This is a genomic window from Rhizobium sp. CRRU65 (assembly GCF_048551595.1).
GTDB lineage: Bacteria > Pseudomonadota > Alphaproteobacteria > Rhizobiales > Rhizobiaceae > Rhizobium > Rhizobium leguminosarum_J.
This window is the reverse complement of record NZ_JBLYZH010000012.1, coordinates 75,935-92,447: the sequence shown is the minus strand read 5'-3', so window position 1 is coordinate 92,447 and position 16,513 is coordinate 75,935. Positions and strand designations below refer to the sequence as shown.

General features: G+C 60.5%; 17 protein-coding genes. 6 read left to right on the top strand and 11 right to left on the bottom strand.

The window, feature by feature from the left end; all coding sequences use genetic code 11:
• Genes ACM5SV_RS23150 through ACM5SV_RS23130 form a run of 5 tightly spaced genes read left to right on the top strand, consistent with a single transcriptional unit; the run spans position 1 to position 4,568 of the window.
• Positions 1-975 (top strand): sll0787 family AIR synthase-like protein, encoded by a 975-nt coding sequence (locus tag ACM5SV_RS23150; protein ID WP_017992913.1) that lies wholly within the window; start codon positions 1-3, stop codon positions 973-975.
• Positions 972-2,141, top strand: coding sequence for an MSMEG_0565 family glycosyltransferase (locus ACM5SV_RS23145; protein ID WP_222016327.1), 1,170 nt, complete (start codon positions 972-974; stop codon positions 2,139-2,141). Before ACM5SV_RS23150 ends, ACM5SV_RS23145 begins: the two co-directional genes overlap by 4 nt.
• Positions 2,134-2,421 (top strand): MSMEG_0570 family nitrogen starvation response protein, encoded by a 288-nt coding sequence (locus ACM5SV_RS23140; protein ID WP_221991821.1) that lies wholly within the window; start codon positions 2,134-2,136, stop codon positions 2,419-2,421. Before ACM5SV_RS23145 ends, ACM5SV_RS23140 begins: the two co-directional genes overlap by 8 nt.
• A gap of 12 nt (positions 2,422-2,433) precedes the next feature.
• Complete coding sequence (locus tag ACM5SV_RS23135; protein ID WP_222016329.1) at positions 2,434-3,705, top strand: MSMEG_0569 family flavin-dependent oxidoreductase; 1,272 nt, start codon at positions 2,434-2,436, stop codon at positions 3,703-3,705.
• 2 nt (positions 3,706-3,707) lie between these two features.
• Entirely contained in the window at positions 3,708-4,568 is an 861-nt protein-coding gene (locus ACM5SV_RS23130; protein ID WP_222016331.1) for a Pnap_2097 family protein, read from the top strand.
• Positions 4,569-4,729: 161 nt separating this feature from the next.
• On the opposite strand, the gene ACM5SV_RS23125 is transcribed toward ACM5SV_RS23130, so the two are convergent.
• The 4 genes from ACM5SV_RS23125 to ACM5SV_RS23110 form a co-directional block, all read right to left on the bottom strand.
• Complete coding sequence (locus ACM5SV_RS23125) at positions 4,730-5,503, bottom strand: SDR family NAD(P)-dependent oxidoreductase (protein WP_017992908.1); 774 nt, start codon at positions 5,501-5,503, stop codon at positions 4,730-4,732.
• 39 nt (positions 5,504-5,542) lie between these two features.
• Positions 5,543-6,232 carry a class II aldolase/adducin family protein gene (locus tag ACM5SV_RS23120; RefSeq protein WP_221968084.1) on the bottom strand — a complete coding sequence of 230 codons (690 nt, stop codon included), beginning with the start codon at positions 6,230-6,232 and terminating at the stop codon, positions 5,543-5,545.
• A 90-nt stretch (positions 6,233-6,322) separates the two neighbouring features.
• Entirely contained in the window at positions 6,323-7,078 is a 756-nt protein-coding gene (locus ACM5SV_RS23115; RefSeq protein WP_221968085.1) for a DeoR/GlpR family DNA-binding transcription regulator, read from the bottom strand.
• Positions 7,079-7,098: 20 nt separating this feature from the next.
• Complete coding sequence (locus ACM5SV_RS23110; protein ID WP_222016333.1) at positions 7,099-8,517, bottom strand: rhamnulokinase; 1,419 nt, start codon at positions 8,515-8,517, stop codon at positions 7,099-7,101.
• 319 nt (positions 8,518-8,836) lie between these two features.
• Between ACM5SV_RS23110 and ACM5SV_RS23105 the strand changes: the two genes are divergently transcribed.
• A complete protein-coding gene (locus ACM5SV_RS23105; protein ID WP_113548217.1) occupies positions 8,837-9,856 on the top strand; it encodes a LacI family DNA-binding transcriptional regulator in 1,020 nt (339 codons plus the stop codon).
• A 15-nt stretch (positions 9,857-9,871) separates the two neighbouring features.
• Here the strand turns inward: ACM5SV_RS23105 and ACM5SV_RS23100 are convergent, their stop codons facing one another.
• The 7 genes from ACM5SV_RS23100 to ACM5SV_RS23070 form a co-directional block, all read right to left on the bottom strand.
• Entirely contained in the window at positions 9,872-10,882 is a 1,011-nt protein-coding gene (locus tag ACM5SV_RS23100; RefSeq protein WP_222016335.1) for a zinc-dependent alcohol dehydrogenase family protein, read from the bottom strand.
• Between the two features lie 57 nt (positions 10,883-10,939).
• Entirely contained in the window at positions 10,940-11,728 is a 789-nt protein-coding gene (locus ACM5SV_RS23095) for an L-iditol 2-dehydrogenase (RefSeq protein WP_113548215.1), read from the bottom strand.
• A gap of 137 nt (positions 11,729-11,865) precedes the next feature.
• Positions 11,866-12,924 carry a carbohydrate kinase family protein gene (locus ACM5SV_RS23090; protein ID WP_113548214.1) on the bottom strand — a complete coding sequence of 353 codons (1,059 nt, stop codon included), beginning with the start codon at positions 12,922-12,924 and terminating at the stop codon, positions 11,866-11,868.
• Positions 12,924-13,595: a D-lyxose/D-mannose family sugar isomerase gene (locus tag ACM5SV_RS23085; RefSeq protein WP_012756015.1), complete on the bottom strand. Its 672-nt coding sequence runs from the start codon at positions 13,593-13,595 to the stop codon at positions 12,924-12,926. Before ACM5SV_RS23085 ends, ACM5SV_RS23090 begins: the two co-directional genes overlap by 1 nt.
• Positions 13,595-14,749 (bottom strand): Gfo/Idh/MocA family protein, encoded by a 1,155-nt coding sequence (locus ACM5SV_RS23080; protein WP_128406001.1) that lies wholly within the window; start codon positions 14,747-14,749, stop codon positions 13,595-13,597. The genes ACM5SV_RS23085 and ACM5SV_RS23080 overlap by 1 nt, the downstream gene beginning before the upstream one ends.
• A gap of 22 nt (positions 14,750-14,771) precedes the next feature.
• The gene (locus ACM5SV_RS23075; protein WP_128439589.1) at positions 14,772-15,596 is read right to left on the bottom strand and encodes a class I fructose-bisphosphate aldolase; all 825 of its coding nucleotides are present in this window, start codon (positions 15,594-15,596) and stop codon (positions 14,772-14,774) included.
• A 137-nt stretch (positions 15,597-15,733) separates the two neighbouring features.
• On the bottom strand, positions 15,734-16,507 hold the full coding sequence (locus ACM5SV_RS23070) for an SDR family NAD(P)-dependent oxidoreductase (protein ID WP_012756012.1): 774 nt from the start codon (positions 16,505-16,507) through the stop codon (positions 15,734-15,736).
• Positions 16,508-16,513: the final 6 nt, after the last annotated feature.

The following is a 16,513-nucleotide window of genomic DNA, read 5'->3' as shown; positions in this document are numbered from 1 at the left end:
ATGGCCGCAATCGACATCAGGGCCCTGGCGGCAAAACTCTCGACCAGCAGCGGCATCGCCGCCAAGCAGGATATCGGCACGATCGCGGCAAGGCTCGGCCTGCAGGGGCAGCAGATTGCCGTCGGCGACGATTGCGCCGCGCTGCCCGACGGCGACGGTTATCTGCTCTTTGCCATCGAAGGCTTCATGAACGAGTTCGTCGCCGCCGACCCGTGGTTCGCCGGCTGGTGCGGCGTCATGGTCAATATCTCTGACGTCGTTGCCATGGGCGGCCGGCCGATCGCCGTGGTCGATGCCGTCTGGGCCAATGGCGAGGCAGGTGCGACACCCGTTCTCGAAGGTATGCGGGCGGCATCCAGCGCCTTTGGTGTGCCGATCGTCGGCGGGCACACCAATATCCGCAGCGAACGCGGCCAATTGTCGGTCGCCATTCTCGGTCGCTCCAAGAAGTTGCTGACGAGCTTCGATGCAAAGCCGGGCGATGTGCTGGTTGCAGCCATCGACCATCGCGGCCGTTACCGCGAACCCTTCAATAACTGGGAAGCCGCCACCGATGCCGCGCCGGCGCGCCTGCGCGGCGACCTCGAATTGCTGCCCGAGATCGCCGAGGCCGGGCTGGCGCTGTCTGCGAAGGATATCAGCCAGGGCGGCATCGTCGGCACGGCCATCATGCTGGCCGAATGTTCGCATGTCGGCATCGACATCGACGTCACCGCCATTCCCCTGCCCGCCGGTGTCAATCTCGATCGCTGGCTCGTTACCTTTCCGAGCTTCGGCTATCTGCTCTCGGTCGCGTTGGAAGATGTGGCCGATGTCGTCACCCGCTTCACCGCGCGCGGCATCAGCGCCGCGGTCATCGGCGCGGTCGTGGCCGGCGCCGAAGTCGTGCTGGTCGATGGCGAGAGCCGTGCAGTGGTGCGCAATCATGCCGAAACACCACTGCTGCAACTCGGCCGACAGGATGTCGCCGCATGAGCCTCCCGCCGCACCGAACGCTACGCATTGCCATGCTGACCCATTCCACCAATCCGCGTGGCGGCGTGGTTCATGCCATGCAGCTTTCGGAAACGCTGACCGCACTTGGCCATGAAGTGGTCCTGCACGCTCCGGATGCCCAGGGGACGGGCTTCTTTCGTCAACCCTTTTGCGGCGCGGCCTGCATTGCCGTGCCGCCGGCACCCGCGGACATGACGCAAATGGTCGAGCAGCGAATTGCAGACTATGTCGACTATTTCCGGAGAACGGGAACCGATGGCTTCGACCTCTTTCACGCCCAGGACGGCATTTCCGGCAATGCGCTGGCGACGCTCAAACTGGACGGCCTGATCCCGAATTTTGCCCGCACTGTCCACCACATCGACCAGTTCGCCGACCCGCGCCTGATGGCCTTGCAGGATCGCGCGATCGATGCGGCCGATATCTTCTTCGCCGTCAGCCGCCTCTGGCAGGACAGGCTGAGAGACGAGCGCGGCATCGAGGCGACAGTGGTGGGCAATGGCGTCGACACCAACCGCTTCTCGCCTGCCTGGAGCGGCGAGCAGGTCGCTCTGCGCGACAGGCTGCAGCTGGGAAGCGGGCCGATCTTCCTCAGTGTCGGCGGCATCGAGGCGCGAAAGAACACCCTCGGTATTCTCGAAGCCTTTCGTCAGGTCCGCGCCATCCGGCCAGATGCCCAGCTTGTCATTGCCGGCGGCGCCTCCCTCCTCGACCATGGCGACTATCAGGAGGAATTCCGTTCTTGCCTCGCCTGCCTCGGTCGGGACGCCGCAGCGGTGCATATCACCGGTGCGATCGCGGATGCCGACATGCCGAGCCTTTACCGGCTGGCGGATGCGCTGGTGTTCCCCTCGCTCAAGGAAGGCTTCGGGCTCGCCGTTCTGGAAGCCATGGCCAGCGGCATTCCGGTCGTGACATCCTCGATTGCGCCCTTCACCGAATATCTGGGTCCGGGCGATGCGATCTGGTGCGATCCGCATCATCCGGTCTCGATTGCCGAAGGCATGGCGCTGGCGCTGGTCGCACCGATCCGCGAGCAGATCATTCCCCGTGGCCTCGCGGTTGCCGCCCGCCATGGCTGGCAGCAAACCGCGACTGCCCATCTTGCCCGCTATCACACGCTGCTGGAGCCCGACCATGCCTGAAATGCGGTTCGTCATTGCCTGGCCGGATGGCCAGGAAGAGAGCTGTTATTCCCCCTCGCTGATCATCCGTGAGTTTTTCACCGAGGGTGAAAGTTATTCGGTCGCCGATTTCGTCGATCGCAGCCGCAGGGCGCTTACCATCGCCAGCGATCGCGTGGAGGCGAAGTTTGGTTTTGCCTGTTCATCCGCAAACGACCAACTCGCCCGAATTGAAAGCGCCGCTGTCGCCTTCCTGAATGACGCAGATGCCCGCGTCCACTGCAAAACCTTCATCCTCTGAAAGGACTAGTCCATGCCCCAGAACCTGAAGCAGCATTACAGCACCGCCGTCATCGGTGGTGGCCAGGCCGGCCTGTCCGCCAGTCATTACCTGACGAGGCACGGCATCGACCATGTGGTCTTCGAGAAGAAGACCGTTGCGCATAAATGGAAGAACGAACGCTGGGACGCCTTTTGCCTGGTGACGCCGAACTGGCAGTGCCAGCTCCCCGATCATCCCTATGACGGCACGGATCCGCACGGTTTTATGGTCAAGGACGAGATCCTTGCCTATGTCGATCGCTTCGTGAAGAAGGTCGAGGCGCCGGTCTTCGAGCAAACCAGCGTGACGTCGCTCGAAAAGCATGGCGGCCTCTTCCGGCTCGAGACCTCGGCTGGGGCGGTGACTGCCGATGCCGTGGTGATCGCCACCAGCCTCTATGCAGATCCGGCCATTCCGCGTGCGGCCGAGCGCCTGCCCGAGGACATCATGCAGATCCACACCGCCGCCTATCGCAATGCCGACCAACTGCCGGACGGCGGCGTCATCGTGGTCGGCTCCGGCCAGTCCGGCTGCCAGATTGCGGAGGATCTGCATCTTGCCGGCCGCAAGGTGCATCTCGTCACCGGCAATGCGCCGCGTTGCGCCCGGTTCTATCGCGGTCGCGATGTCGTCGACTGGCTTTCCGATATCGGCCAGTACGACATCACGGTCGAACATGATGGCATGACGAAGAAGAAGCACGACACCAACCATTACCTGACAGGACGCGACGGCGGACGCGATATCGATCTGCGCAAGTTCGCGCTGGAGGGCATGGCGCTGTATGGCCGCATGTCCGGCATCGCCGCCGGCCGGATGCTGTTCGAGCCGAACCTGAAGGCCAATCTCGACGGCGCCGACCGTGTCTATAATGGCATCAATGCCCTGATTGACCGGCATATCGCCGAGAAAGGCATCGATGCTCCGGCCGCATCCCCCTATGTCCCTATCTGGGAGCCTGAGGCTGAGATTACCGAACTCGACCTGAAGGCGGAGGGGATCACCTCGGTCATCTGGGCCACGGGATTCAGCCCGGATTGGTCCTTCGTCGGACTGCCGATTTTCGACGGCAACGCCTATCCCGTTCATCGCCGCGGCGTCACTGCCGTCGATGGCGTCTACGTGCTGGGACTTCCCTGGCTCTGGACCTGGGGCTCGGGCCGGTTCCTCAGCGTCGGCAGGGATGCCGAACATGTGGTGGGGCATCTCGCAGCGCGACATTCGGCACAGACATCGTCTCTCAAGCAATCGGTCAGCGCCTGATCATGAGCGCAGTCCTTCTCGACTTTACGCCCGCAGGACCTTCAGCACGCGACCTGATGGAACGTGCCCTTGATCCGCATATACTCCTCGGCATGCCGCATTTGAATGGAAACGGGCTGTCCGAGACCTGGCTGATGAAGGAACTCGGCCATCGTCACTGGCTGATGCTTGCCTGTCATCTCGGGATCGACAATGCGGATTTCAGAACGGCCGATGGAGAGGAGGCCTATGCCGCAATCTGTGCAACGTCACTGACGGATGCAGGTTTCGACGTGGTGCAGGCGAACGACATTTTGACCATCCACTCGAGACTGTCCGCAGTCTCGCGAACCCGGACGTCGACCCGACACGAGTTGTCCATCCACGGACGAAGCGTCGGCGCGGTCGAACTCATCTCAACCTTCGTTCACAGAACGATCAAAGACAACAATCACTCGATTGCCCGTGTGACGTTGCCTGAGCCGCAGGGACAGCGGTTCCAGCCCAGCCGTCTGGCTGAGAAGGCTGCAGACATCCGGAATGGGCGGTCAGCAACGCATTTCGGGTTTCCGGTCCCCGCCAACAAAGCGCTCAGAACCTTTCGATTTGATCCCAGCGCCTCGCAGGAGTTCAACGGCGCAGGACTATTTTACTTTGCCGAGTATCAGGCATTGGCCGATCGCGCCTTGGAAAATTGGTTTCCCCTGAAGGGGCCGGTCGTCCGAAAGGACGTCTTCTTCCTTGGAAATATTGAACAAAATGAAAGCGTTTTCTTCGACCTTATTGATTTTTCTGACGAGCAAAAAACTGTCCATGGGCAGCTACGACGCGAAAATGGGAAAGTGATCGCCAAAATATTCGGTCTGTGGACGTGTCTTGGCTGAGGCTACCTGCAGATTCAGCCGCGTCGGTTCGGTTTGCAAGTTGGAACCGGCTGAAAGCCTGCAGCCCAAGCTTGGCCATCACCCTCGAGGATGCGAACCTCAAACTAGACATGATCTCGCCTGTCGTTTGATCCGCCAGCCAAAATGCATGCGGAATAGATTTACCAGCAGGTAAAACCAGCATCGGCAACAACCGTCGTACCGGTCATGAGGCTTGACGCATCCGATGCAAGAAAATGGACGACGGAAGCGATCTCGTCAGGTTTGCCGAGACGGTGCATCGGAGTATCTCGCAGCCAGACATCGATCATTCCCTCATTATCGTGACGATACGTGGTCATCGCAGTCTCGATGTAGGTGGGCGCAACGGCGTTGACCCGGATGCCACGGTCGGCCCATTCGGCCGCAAGCGACGATGTCATCTGGTGCACGGCAGCCTTGGCGGCGTTATAGTAGGTTTGCTTCTGTGGGCGGTTCGATATCAGACCCGACATCGACCCGATGTTGACGATCGAGCCCGAATTGGCATTGAGCATATGCCGGGCGAAGGCACGGTTACACCAAAATACGCCATTGTAGTTGACGTCATTGACGTGGAGCCAATGCTCGTCGGTCACGTCTTCTGCGGCGACGCCGGAACGAGCGATGCCTGCATTCGCAACCAGGATGTTCACCTTGCCATAGGTCGAGACCACCCAGTCGGCCAGCCCATCGACTTCCGCCGATTTCGTAACATCGACCTGGTAGGTGGCGACATCATATCCCTTTGCCTTCATTGCCGCCGCGCCCTCATCGGCGATTGCCTTATCAATATCGGCAATGACAACTTTTGCTCCGTGTTCGGCAAGCGCCTCGACGCAGCTTAGCCCTATGCCGCGTCCGCCACCCGTAACGACGGCGACCTTGCCATCCAGGCGAAACTTTTCTGCGTACATTGCGTCCTCCACATACTCTTCAGAAGATCAATGATCTTCCTAACGAACTTGCTCTGCGAGATTCAAAAACGGATGGCGGCCTGGCTGGTTGAAGTGCTTGCGGCGAACATCGAGCAACCTCTCGATCTGATCTGCGTTGAACTCCTTGGCGCCGCCGTAGGAGGCCGCGAGGTAGACGACCTTGGCGTAGTAATCGAGTGCTTCCATCTTGAAATAGGCGCTGTTCAAATCATGCCCATAAGTCAGGGCGCCGTGGTTTTCGAGTAAAAGCGCATCGTGCCTTTGCAGGTAGGGTATGATGGCGTCGGACAGTTCCGGCGTCGACGGAAGGCCGTACGGTGTCAGCGGGACTTCGCCCAAAAACATTGTCGACTCAGGCATGATCTGTTGGGTCAGCGGCTTGCCACAAATGGCATGCACGGTGGCGTAAAGCGGATGCGCATGCACGACGGAACGAACATCGTCGCGATGATCGTAGACACACAAATGCATGCCAATTTCGCTGGACGGACGATATAGCCCATCACCGATGGGCTTTCCGCTGCGATCGATATGGCAGATCATTTCCGGCTTCATAAAGCCCTTGGAGACACCGGTCGGCGTGCAAAGAAGCGCACCATCATCCAGTAGAACGGAAATATTGCCGTCGTTGGCCGCGCCCATCTCACGCGCGTAGGCGCGTCGGCCCACCTCGCAGATAAATTCACGCAGTTCGAGATTATTTTCCATGATCCTCACCTTCAATTCCGGAGAGGACCATAACCGCGACAGCGACATAGTCAACAAAAACAGAAATTTTAATGTTTGAAAATGTTGTTTTTAGTAGAGAACTGGGATGCTCATCTTCTGAAAATGTTTGATCCATTCGTCCGAAGGCTGACGATCGGTGATAACAGCGTTGATTTGATCAACAGGGCAGACGCTGGTGAGCGCCGAACCATCAAACTTGTCCCCGTCGACGAGGAGACATACCTTTCGGGCGGCGGCAATGAACGCACGCTTGACCTCAGCATCCGGAAGGCTCGCATCCATAACGCCTCCCGATATCGAGATGGCCTTGCAGCTGATGAGCGCGATATCGGCATTGAATTTGGCGATTGCCTGCGTCGCCAACGTTCCAACGAAGGTCATCGACTGCTTACGCAGCTCGCCGCCGACAGACACGATAGTGTGCTGCGTTGCTCCGGGATTGGCGGTAATGCGTACAGAATTGGTAATCAATGTTAGATCGTGATGATCTTTAAGCGCGCTGAGCACCTCAAAAGCTGTCGATGAAGAGTCAATCATAACGGCATACGCATCGTGCACCAATGCAGCCGCGAGAGCGGCAATCTTCCGCTTCGCCTCGATATTGGTGACCTGACGCATCCGGTAGGGAAGATCTTCCGCTTCAGCTTCCCTTGCTACCGCCCCTCCGTGTGTGCGGCTCAGAAGCCCGCTTCCATCCAAGGTCTGCAGGTCGCGGCGGATCGTCTCTTCGGTGACGCCAAAAGACTTGCTGAGATCAGTGACCTGCACCGTCTTGTGACGATAGACCAGGTCAAGAATTTTCTGTCTTCGTTCGACTGCGAGCATTTTTTAGGGGAAACCCATTGTTATTTCTGAGGGTAGTAATTCAGGATATCGACCGACTTTTCAATCACGATGCGAGCCGCTGCAAGGTTTTCGATCAAACCAAGGCCAATCAGCTGCATTGCGACATTCCCCCAGGCGCTTGCTTCGATTGGTCCGACGGTGACAATGCGGCTGGTGCGGTTTGCTATCATTTGGCACAAAAGAGCGTCCTGGCTCCCGCCGCCACAGATCCGAAGGCGGGCTACAGGCTCGTTCGTCTGCCGTTCGAGCGCCGAAAGACTTTCTGCAACGTCTTCAATCAACCCGCGGTAAACGGCAAGTGCGAGAGTGCCGAGGTCGTCATTGGTGCATCCAGCGAGTTCGGGGCAGGCGCGCGTCAAAGCGGCCACAATGTCGGGCGGATCGAAGAGAGCTGGATCCGACGGATTGATCGAGGCCGACATCCCACGTGTGGAGGCAATCGTCGCAAGGCCTGACATTTGAGGGAAGCTGATCTCCTGCCCTACGCGCGCCGACCAGTGCGCACGAAGCTTTTGCAGCAGATGTAACCCATTCAAACTTCGCAAGAAAAGCTGACGACCTTCAATGCCACCTTCGTTGCCGAAACCGCTTAACCGGGCGTCCTGCGAAGTGATCGCGCGACGTACCTCGCGGCCGATGATTGACCATGAACCACAGATCAGGAATGCTTCCTGCGTACGCAGTGGAAGTCCGCATACTGCGCTTGCAGTGTCGTGGGCCGCGACCGAGATCACGGGAATTCGGTTGTGTAGTTGAAGTTCCAATTGGAGCTCTTCCCGAAGCCGGCCAAGGACTGTGCCCGGCTGCTTTAACGGTGGAAGCAGGTCGAGGGGGATGCCGGCGCTGCTGCAGATGGAACGATCCCATTTTCCGTCCAACGAGAGAAGGCCGGAGGTGCGCGCAAGCGTAAGGTCGCCGCCGACTGCCCCTGTCAGGTAATAACTGACGGCATCGGCGATCATCAGCACGCGCTGGCTGGTGGCGATCACCGATGGATCTTCCTTGCCTGCGCTGAAAAGCTGATAGACCGTGTTGATTGGGAGAACCTGCGAACCGGTCCGTTCGAACATTTCACTGGGTGTCATGGGAAAGGCGTCATAACCTCGTTGGGAACGGGGATGCCGGTAGTGATGAGGCGCAGCTTGCAGCTTTCCATCGGCATCGACGAGAGCATAATCTACCCCCCAACTATCCACGCCGATCGAATCGATCTTCGCGCAACGTTCGAGTGCCAGCTGCAAGCCCTTCCTGATTTCCTCAAGCAAACGATTGAGGTCCCAGTGCGGTCCATCACCGAGGCGCATCTCTATCCCGGAGAACCGGTGGACCTCCGAAAGATCGACCTTTTGTCCGTCGAAACGGCCCAGCATCGCCCGCCCGCTGCCAGCGCCCAAATCGACTACGAGGCAATTGATCATTTTGCTTCTCTCAAAAAATGGCTCGGACGCCCGCCAAGGCGACAGTATCAGACCGTAAACACAAACCAATCTTTATAAATGTGACTTTATGTGATTTTATTTTTGACTTGTATAGCGCGCAACTTTTGCGGTTTCGGAGCGACAGAAAGGTCTTCGAACAGCGGCGCGCTTGATGCGGCGTTCCGCGAGTGATCTAGTGGACTGACAAATGGAAGTGAACGTCAGCAGTCCGTCTGATGAATGTTCGACCGCTCCTGTGCTAGCCTCCTATGCGCGTCTGAAAAGACGCGCAGCGCTGTAGAGAAAGAAATGCGAGCACGTGACGACCAGCATCCGACATATAGCTAAACTTGCAGGAACGTCAGTCTCTTCGGTCTCGCGCGTGCTCAACAACAGCGGTTATGCCTCGCCTGAGCTCAGGGAGCGGGTCGAGGCGGCCATCCGAACGCTGAACTACACGCCGAGCAAGGGTGCACGCATGCTGCGCGGTGCACCAAGCCGGATGATCGGACTGATGCTGCCGTCGATCGACGTGCCCTTCTTCGGCATCCTGGCCCATGCGATCGAACAGGAATTGTTCCAGCACGGCTATCAGACGCTGATCTGCAGCACGGCGGAAAATATGGACCATGAGGTGCGCTATATCTCCATGCTGCTCGCTCAGCGCGTCGATGGCGTCATCGTGGCAAGCGCCTTTGGCAGCATCGAGCATTTCGGCGTGCTGCGGGACGCTGGCATTCCGATCATCGCCATTGACCGCGAGCTGAGCGGCATCGCTGACGACGCTGTCATGGCCGATCACGAGGAAGGCGGACGGCTGATGGCGCGCCATCTGATCGACCTCGGCCACCGGGCAATCGCCATTGTCGGCGCGCCGGCCCACAGCCAGCCGATCCAGCTTCGCCTTCAGGGCATCACGGCAGAAATGGCGAAAGATGGCATCGCGCCCGCCATCGTGGCGATGGCGGAAGAGCACAGCTTTGCAGAGACCTACCGGCTGGCGCGGGAATTGCTGGCGTCTCGACCCGAGGTCACCGCGATCATCGGCACGACCGACGTTTCGGCGATTGCCGCAATCCATGCCATCCAGGATCGCGGATTTTCCGTTCCGGGCGACTATTCGGTCGTCGGCTTCGACGATCTGCCGGAGGCCGCTTACGTCTTTCCACGGCTGACAACGGTCGCACAGCCGATCCGCGATGTCGGACAGCAGGCAGCACGGCTGCTGGAAGCGCTGATCGAGGAGCACCAAACAGGAGACGAATCTCGGCAAGGCGCGATCGTAAAAGTGCCGGTCATCCTGATCGAGCGCGATTCCACCGGTCTCGTCCGCAACTGAGGTGGGACCCCGAAGCTAGGGCCGGACGATGACCTTGATCTCGCCTGGCAATGGCGCGTTGCCCACCACGTCGACGACCTCCTCGAGACCGATGGTTTTGGTGACCAATGCGTCCAGCTCCAACACTCCGCTCGCGACCATTGCCGCAGCGCGCGAATGGGTGAAGGGGTTGAGGTAGGCCGGCCTGATATCGACTTCGTTTACGAGCAGATCGAAAGGCAGAACCGGCACCTCGACACCCGCCGGTGTGACCCCAAAAAGCACGAAGCTACCGCCGCGCCGCGCCATCTTCAGACCGCTTTGAAGCGTGTCGCTGACGCCGGCGCACTCGATGACCACGTCGGCGCCGCCTTTGGTGACCTCTCGAACGGAAGCGATTGTGTCCGAAGCGGCCGGGTCGAAGGCGTGTGTCGCCCCCAGGCGCAGAGCGGTTTGGCGTCTCGATTGCTGCCGCGTAATCAAAATAATCTCGCCTGCCCCAGCCAGGCGGGCCAGTTGCACCATGAGCAGGCCGATCACGCCCCCGCCGAGGATCGCGACGCTGTCGCCCGGACGGATCCTTGCCTTGTCGATGGCGTGAATACAGCAGGCCAGCGGTTCACTGAAGGCGCCGTGAACGGGATCGAGGCCGGCAGGCAGGACGAAGGCCTGGGCCTGCGGCACCGCCACATATTCGGCAAAGCCGCCATCCCGTGTCACACCGATGGCGGTCAAGCTCTCGCACAAGTTCGGCCGCGCCTGCGTGCACGCCCGACAGGTGCCGCAGGCAATATTCGGGTCCACCGTCACAAGCTCACCACCGGTAAAGCGGGTAACGGTATCGCCGATCGCTTCCACTATGCCGCACAATTCGTGGCCCAGCGTGACGGGGATAGCCGTCGGATACTCGCCCTTGTACATGTGGCGATCGGAACCACAGATGCCGGCCACTGCAACCCGGACAAGCAGCTCGCCCGGTCCGGCAACCGGCCTCTCGACGCTGCGCATGGTCAAAGACCCGATCGACTCCAAACGTACAGCTCTCATTCCACTCCTCCAGACATCAAGTTCGATTGCCCATTCCGGCTGATGAAGCCAAGCGCCTCAGCTCATGACATTGCCGCCGTCGACATTGTAGCACTGCGCCACGATGTATGCTGCATCGGGTCCGGCCAGGAAGGCGGCCATGGCAGCTTGTTCTTGGGGCGCGCCAAATCGTCCGGCCGGGACGGCGGCGGCCACGCGGCGCTTGACGTCACCGGGTCTCAAACCTTCCCGGCTGCCGAGTTTTGCATCGACGACGTCCCACATCGGCGTATCGACGACGCCGGGAGCGATGGCGTTGACGTTGATCCCGTAACGGATCAGCTCCAGAGCGCAGCTTTGGGTAATGCTAATGACGGCCGCCTTGGAAGCGCAGTAAGCCACGGCCGGTCCTTCGCCCCGGCGCCCAGCCTGGGACGAGAAGTTGATGATGCGTCCACCTTCCCCTCTTTCCACCATGTGCCGGGCAACGGCCTGCGTCATGAAGATCAGGCCTTCGATATTGACCTGAAATACCCTAGCGGTCCGTTCCCGGGATATTTCCAGGATGGACTCGACGTCGTAAATGCCTGCGGCGTTGACCAGGATGTCGATCTGACCGGCGGTTGATATAGTGAAGCGTACGGCTTCTTCGATGCTGTCCTGGCGGGTCACGTCAAGCGCTGCACCCCAGACATCAGGGCCGATCGCTTCCGCCACCCGTGCGCATCGTTCACCGTCGAGGTCCGCCACGACAACCCTGGCGCCTTCGGCGGCAAAACGCTCGCAGACCGCCTTGCCGATGCCGCTCGCTCCTCCCGTGACCAATGCCACCTTGCCGGAAAGTCGCGCCGTTTCCGTATGGGTCATTGCACTGCCTCCCCGGTCGCGCCTAAATCGGCAAAGGCGCCGTGCGCGGCTGCCGTAACGAATAGCTTCATGGTTACTCCTCCCCTTTTGACTGAACGATAATCGGAGCCGCCCTCCGGAGGCGACGCCAAAACGGGCTAAGCGGATTCCGGCTTCGTCTCCTTCGCCTCGCGAAGAAGGACAGACATGTCGGGGATGCCATCGGTGGCCGTCGCCCCCTTAAGGCAACACGCAGCTGCGGCATGGGCGACGGCGCAGATATGCTCGACAGGCCAGTTCTCATGCAGGCCGTAGAGCACGGCGGCGCAGAAAGCGTCTCCTGCGCCGACGGTACTGACGATGTCATCGGGATCGACGGGTCGTGAACGCGTCATGATCGGAGAAGCGCCGGGCGAAAACCAGAAGCAGGTTTCCGGCGCATGGATGATCGCGCCCTTGGCGACGCCCGCCGCAAGCAGGCGCTCGCCCGCTTCCAAAAGCCCCGCCTCGATCAAATCTCCCTTTGCATCGCGAACGATAACGCCGGTTGCCCGACCCGCCTCCATCTCGTTGATGATCAGATAATCGCAGAAGGGCAGAGCGACGCCGACCTTGGCCGCAAATTCCGGGTCTTCGCTCGATACGAAATCCACACAGGTCGTCAGCCCGGCGCGCCGCGCCGCTTCCAGCAGGCGCGATGCTCCCGAACGGCCGTCAGGGCCAATGCGGTCGAGACCCGGCAACAGCATGAGATAACCGAGATAGAACAGCCGATAGCCGGCCGTGGCGAAGACCGCGGGTGAGACAAGCTCATCCGTGACGGCATCGTTGGCGCCACCATGATAGAAGAAGGTCCGGTTCTGGCCGGGCACATTCATGACATGCGTATGCGCCGTCACCCGGTCGGCAAGCGCAGTGAGCCCCCCGACATCGACGCCGGCAACCGCAAGACGGGCCTTGACGATCTCTCCGTCCTGATCGGCGCCGATGCATCCTGCTGCCGCCAGCTTTCCCGGAAATCCGAGCGAAGCCAGATCGGTGACGACATTGGCCGCCCCGCCCCCCACACCCAGATCCTGGTGCAGGATATGGGCGAGATTGCCCTGTTCGGGCCAATAAGACAGGGTGTGGACGCGATCGACGATGAAGTTTCCGGCGCAAACGATGCCGCCCTGCTTTTGACTGTCGCGATCGTGAACCTCCTCCCCGGCTCGCATCAGCTGACTCCTTCGTTCCACAAGGGTCTCAGCGGCGGCTCGTCTTCCTCGATCGCGGCAAAGCGCGCGATCGGCTCCAGAAAGAAATTGTCGCTGTTGTCGTCGTTGACCTGGCTGACCTCGCCGACAAGGACAGGTCCGCCGCCTTTCCTGCCGTAGAAGCGGTGGTAAAGCCCGGTGCGGATCGTCACGCTCTGGCCGGGCTGGAGAACCAGCGGCTCCCATGCGGCGAGCCGGTGCTGCAGCCCGTCTACCGGCACCGTCACATCCTCCGCCAGCACATTGCCATCGGCATCGGTTGCGGCGAATTCGATGACGAGATCGCCGCCGGCGCGATTGATGATGTCTTCCATCTTCGCCGCATGACGGTGGGTCGGCGTAACCTGCCCTTCCCCAACGAAGAGCAGCTTTTCGGCATAGGTCCGTTCACCCCTGATATCAACGACGCCATTGCGCAGGCTAAACAGCACGAGACCGCATTCGGCGAAGCGGTTCGAGCCGAAATCGGTGACATCCCAACCCAGCTGATGGGCGCGCAAATAGGCTGATGCCTCAGGATGAGCGGCAAAATCGGCCGCCGTCCAGGAGCCCCATGCCGGCAGAGACCAGTGCCAGCGCTCGAGGGTCTCGGTTGCCCGCAGCAACGCGGCGTTGATCTCGGAGCGCTTCATCAGGCTGACGCCCCGTCATACTCGACCGGTACCACGACGTCCTCGAGGCCGGATTTGAGGGCTGCCGTCAGGACCGCATGATGCGCCTGCGCCTCGGCCGGCGTCGCGCAGCCGAAACCGTTGGCATTTCCTCCAACAAGCTCATCGACGAAGGCCGCCCACATCTGCTGTATGGCGTCAGCAAAACCGAATTCGAAGATCTTGCCTGTTATGGCTGGAAACAGCGAGCCATAACCGAGATCCTCGGTGCTCCAAGCCTGGACACCGCCATTATAGTCCATCCACTGCCATTGGCGCGGCGACTTCGTGCTGAAGAACGCGCTCTTCTTCATGCCGAGAACGCGGAGGTACCAGGTGTTGGATTCGCCGGGCGCGATGCGCCAGGTTTTCAGCACCATCGGGAAATCCTGATCGCCGGTGCGCACGCGGCTGCTGATCGTAGCATTGTCCCAGGTGGTGCAGGGCAACATGCCGCCCTTGCCGTCAGGACGTTCGGTGACCTTCTTGACCAATTGCGCATGCAGGGTCGTCGGGCGCCAGCCGAGACGCAGCGGCACGTGCAGCACATGCATGCCGAGATCACCCATGCAGCCATAATCGCCATTGATATCGGCCATGCGCTTCCAGTTGATCGGCTTCTGCCGGTCGATATCCGAAGAGTGCAGGAAACCCGCCTCGACTTCGATTATATCCCCCATCTCGCCACTTTTTGCGAGCGCGATGACCTTCTGCGCGCCGGGGAAGAAAGGCATTTCCGACGAGCAGCGGACCAGGAGTTCGGGATGCTCGGCGAGAACAGCCATGATATCCCGGTTCTGCGCGGCGTCCATGCCGAAGGGCTTTTCGCCGAGAAGATGTTTTCCGGCCTTCAGGACGTCGATGTAGAATTGCTGGTGCAGCACATGCGGGACAGCGCAATAGACCGCATCGACCTCGGGATTGGCCAGAAGCTCCTTATAGTCGGCGGCGAACTGCCGAACGGTCGGCACATGATCCCTGAACCAGTCGAGCAGCGTCGCGTTGGTATCACAGACGGCGACGATTTCCGGTCGCGCCTTCACATCGGCCAGATGCAGCCAGCGCGCCGCAGCACTCGCGAATTCGCGCCCCATCAGACCGCAGCCGATGACGCCGAAGCGGAATATTTTCGTCATGACATGTCCTCCCAGACGCGCGTCAGCCAATATGCAGCAAGGCCTGCTCGACGGAAGCCTTGTCATGGACGATCGCCATCAAGGCCCGCGTCATGCCGGCGGGATTTTGATGCTGGATGACGTTGCGGCCATAGACGATGCCACGGGCGCCCTGCTCCATCAACTGCTTGGTGCGGATCAGGATTTCCTGATCCGAAACGCGGCCGCCGCCGCGCACCAGCACCGGCAGGCCTTGGGCGATCTCGACGACGCGGTGATATTCCTCGACATTGTCGCAGGGGTCGGCCTTGATGATATCAGCGCCGAGTTCGGCCGCCTGGCGCACGAGCGGCAGGATCTTGTCGATCGCGCCGTCGACCATGTAGGCGCCCTTGGAATTGTCCTGCATGACGAGCGGCTCGACCATCAGCGGCATGCCGTAGATCTCGCATTCGCGTTTCAGGCTGTTCACATTGCGCACGCAGGCGCGGTAGACTTCCGGCTGGTCCGGCAGCATCAAGAGATTGACGACGACACAGGCGGCATCCAACGCAACGCCCTGTTCCACCGCCCTGTCGATCATTTCGGAAAACAGCTGAGACGGCAGGGGATTGCCATAGATGTTGGCGATGTCGGTGCGCAGCACCAGCGCCGGACGCTGCTTGCCGGGGATCGCCTGCAGCATGGGTGCGGTTCCCGGCGGCAGCTGAATTGCATCCGGCGCCGCTTGCGCGATCACCTCGATCGCAGTCTTCATGTTCTCGATGCCGGCGAGGAAAGTCCGTTCATTGAACATGCCGTGATCGATAGCAACGTCAAAACAATTTCCAGACACGCCGAAAAGTCGGTTCAATCGCGCGGATTTCATCAAGCTTCCTCCCGATATGGTAACGTTTCCACATTTGGATAAACGCAGCAGGAATGCGAGTCAAGATAATGTGGTAACGTTTCCATGCTGGTTTTTCCGATGCGGACGAGGCGCGCTCGCGCCTCGTCCGGGAAGAACTACCAGCAGGTGAATCCCGCATCGACGTTGACGATCGCCCCGGTCATCAGGCTGGCCGCGCCCGAGGCGAGGAAGAGGACCGCGCTGGCAACCTCTTCCGGCGTTCCCATCCTGCCCATCGGCGTGTCGGCGAGCCAGAGCGGAATACGCTCGCGATTGGCTTCGACGGCCACCACCATCGGTGTCTCGATATAGGTGGGCGCAACGGCATTTACCCTGATACCGTGGTGTGCCCACTCGGCGGCCAACGAGCGCGTGAGGTGATGGACTGCCGCCTTGGAGACGTTATAGGCCGTCTGAGGCTGGGGCCGGTTGCAGATCGTCCCCGACATCGAGCCGAGGTTGACGATGGCGCCGCGTTTCATCGAAATCATCGGACGACCAAAGGCGCGCGAGCACCAGAAGACGCCGTTGAGATTGACGTCCATCATGCGCAGCCAATCGGCGTCGGTGAGATCCTGCGCCGGGATGCCGCTCTGGCCAATTCCGGCATTGTTCACCAGGATGGTCGCCGGCCGCCCGCCGTCGGCGAGTTCAGCCGCGATCGCGTCCATTCGGGCCGCGTCTGTGACGTCGCCGACCCGGACTTCGACGTCGTAGCCTCTGTCGCGCAACGCAAGTGCTTGCACAGCGTCGGCCTCGCTGCGTTCGATGACGACGACGGCGGCGCCCGCCTCCGCCAGCGCCTCGGTGCAGCAGAGACCGATCGCACGCCCTCCGCCTGTGACCACCGCCCGTTCGCCGTCGAGGCGAAATTTCTGCTGGTAGCTCATTTCGCG

Bases quoted from the DNA above. Each gene is read 5' to 3' on its own strand.
- ACM5SV_RS23150 (WP_017992913.1), top strand. From the start codon at position 1: ATGGCCGCAATCGACATCAGGGCCCTGGCGGCAAAACTCTCGACCAGC.
- ACM5SV_RS23145 (WP_222016327.1), top strand. From the start codon at position 972: ATGAGCCTCCCGCCGCACCGAACGCTACGCATTGCCATGCTGACCCAT.
- ACM5SV_RS23140 (WP_221991821.1), top strand. From the start codon at position 2,134: ATGCCTGAAATGCGGTTCGTCATTGCCTGGCCGGATGGCCAGGAAGAG.
- ACM5SV_RS23135 (WP_222016329.1), top strand. From the start codon at position 2,434: ATGCCCCAGAACCTGAAGCAGCATTACAGCACCGCCGTCATCGGTGGT.
- ACM5SV_RS23130 (WP_222016331.1), top strand. From the start codon at position 3,708: ATGAGCGCAGTCCTTCTCGACTTTACGCCCGCAGGACCTTCAGCACGC.
- ACM5SV_RS23125 (WP_017992908.1), bottom strand. From the start codon at position 5,503: ATGTACGCAGAAAAGTTTCGCCTGGATGGCAAGGTCGCCGTCGTTACG.
- ACM5SV_RS23120 (WP_221968084.1), bottom strand. From the start codon at position 6,232: ATGGAAAATAATCTCGAACTGCGTGAATTTATCTGCGAGGTGGGCCGA.
- ACM5SV_RS23115 (WP_221968085.1), bottom strand. From the start codon at position 7,078: ATGCTCGCAGTCGAACGAAGACAGAAAATTCTTGACCTGGTCTATCGT.
- ACM5SV_RS23110 (WP_222016333.1), bottom strand. From the start codon at position 8,517: ATGATCAATTGCCTCGTAGTCGATTTGGGCGCTGGCAGCGGGCGGGCG.
- ACM5SV_RS23100 (WP_222016335.1), bottom strand. From the start codon at position 10,882: ATGAGAGCTGTACGTTTGGAGTCGATCGGGTCTTTGACCATGCGCAGC.
- ACM5SV_RS23095 (WP_113548215.1), bottom strand. From the start codon at position 11,728: ATGACCCATACGGAAACGGCGCGACTTTCCGGCAAGGTGGCATTGGTC.
- ACM5SV_RS23090 (WP_113548214.1), bottom strand. From the start codon at position 12,924: ATGCGAGCCGGGGAGGAGGTTCACGATCGCGACAGTCAAAAGCAGGGC.
- ACM5SV_RS23085 (WP_012756015.1), bottom strand. From the start codon at position 13,595: ATGAAGCGCTCCGAGATCAACGCCGCGTTGCTGCGGGCAACCGAGACC.
- ACM5SV_RS23080 (WP_128406001.1), bottom strand. From the start codon at position 14,749: ATGACGAAAATATTCCGCTTCGGCGTCATCGGCTGCGGTCTGATGGGG.
- ACM5SV_RS23075 (WP_128439589.1), bottom strand. From the start codon at position 15,596: ATGAAATCCGCGCGATTGAACCGACTTTTCGGCGTGTCTGGAAATTGT.
- ACM5SV_RS23070 (WP_012756012.1), bottom strand. From the start codon at position 16,507: ATGAGCTACCAGCAGAAATTTCGCCTCGACGGCGAACGGGCGGTGGTC.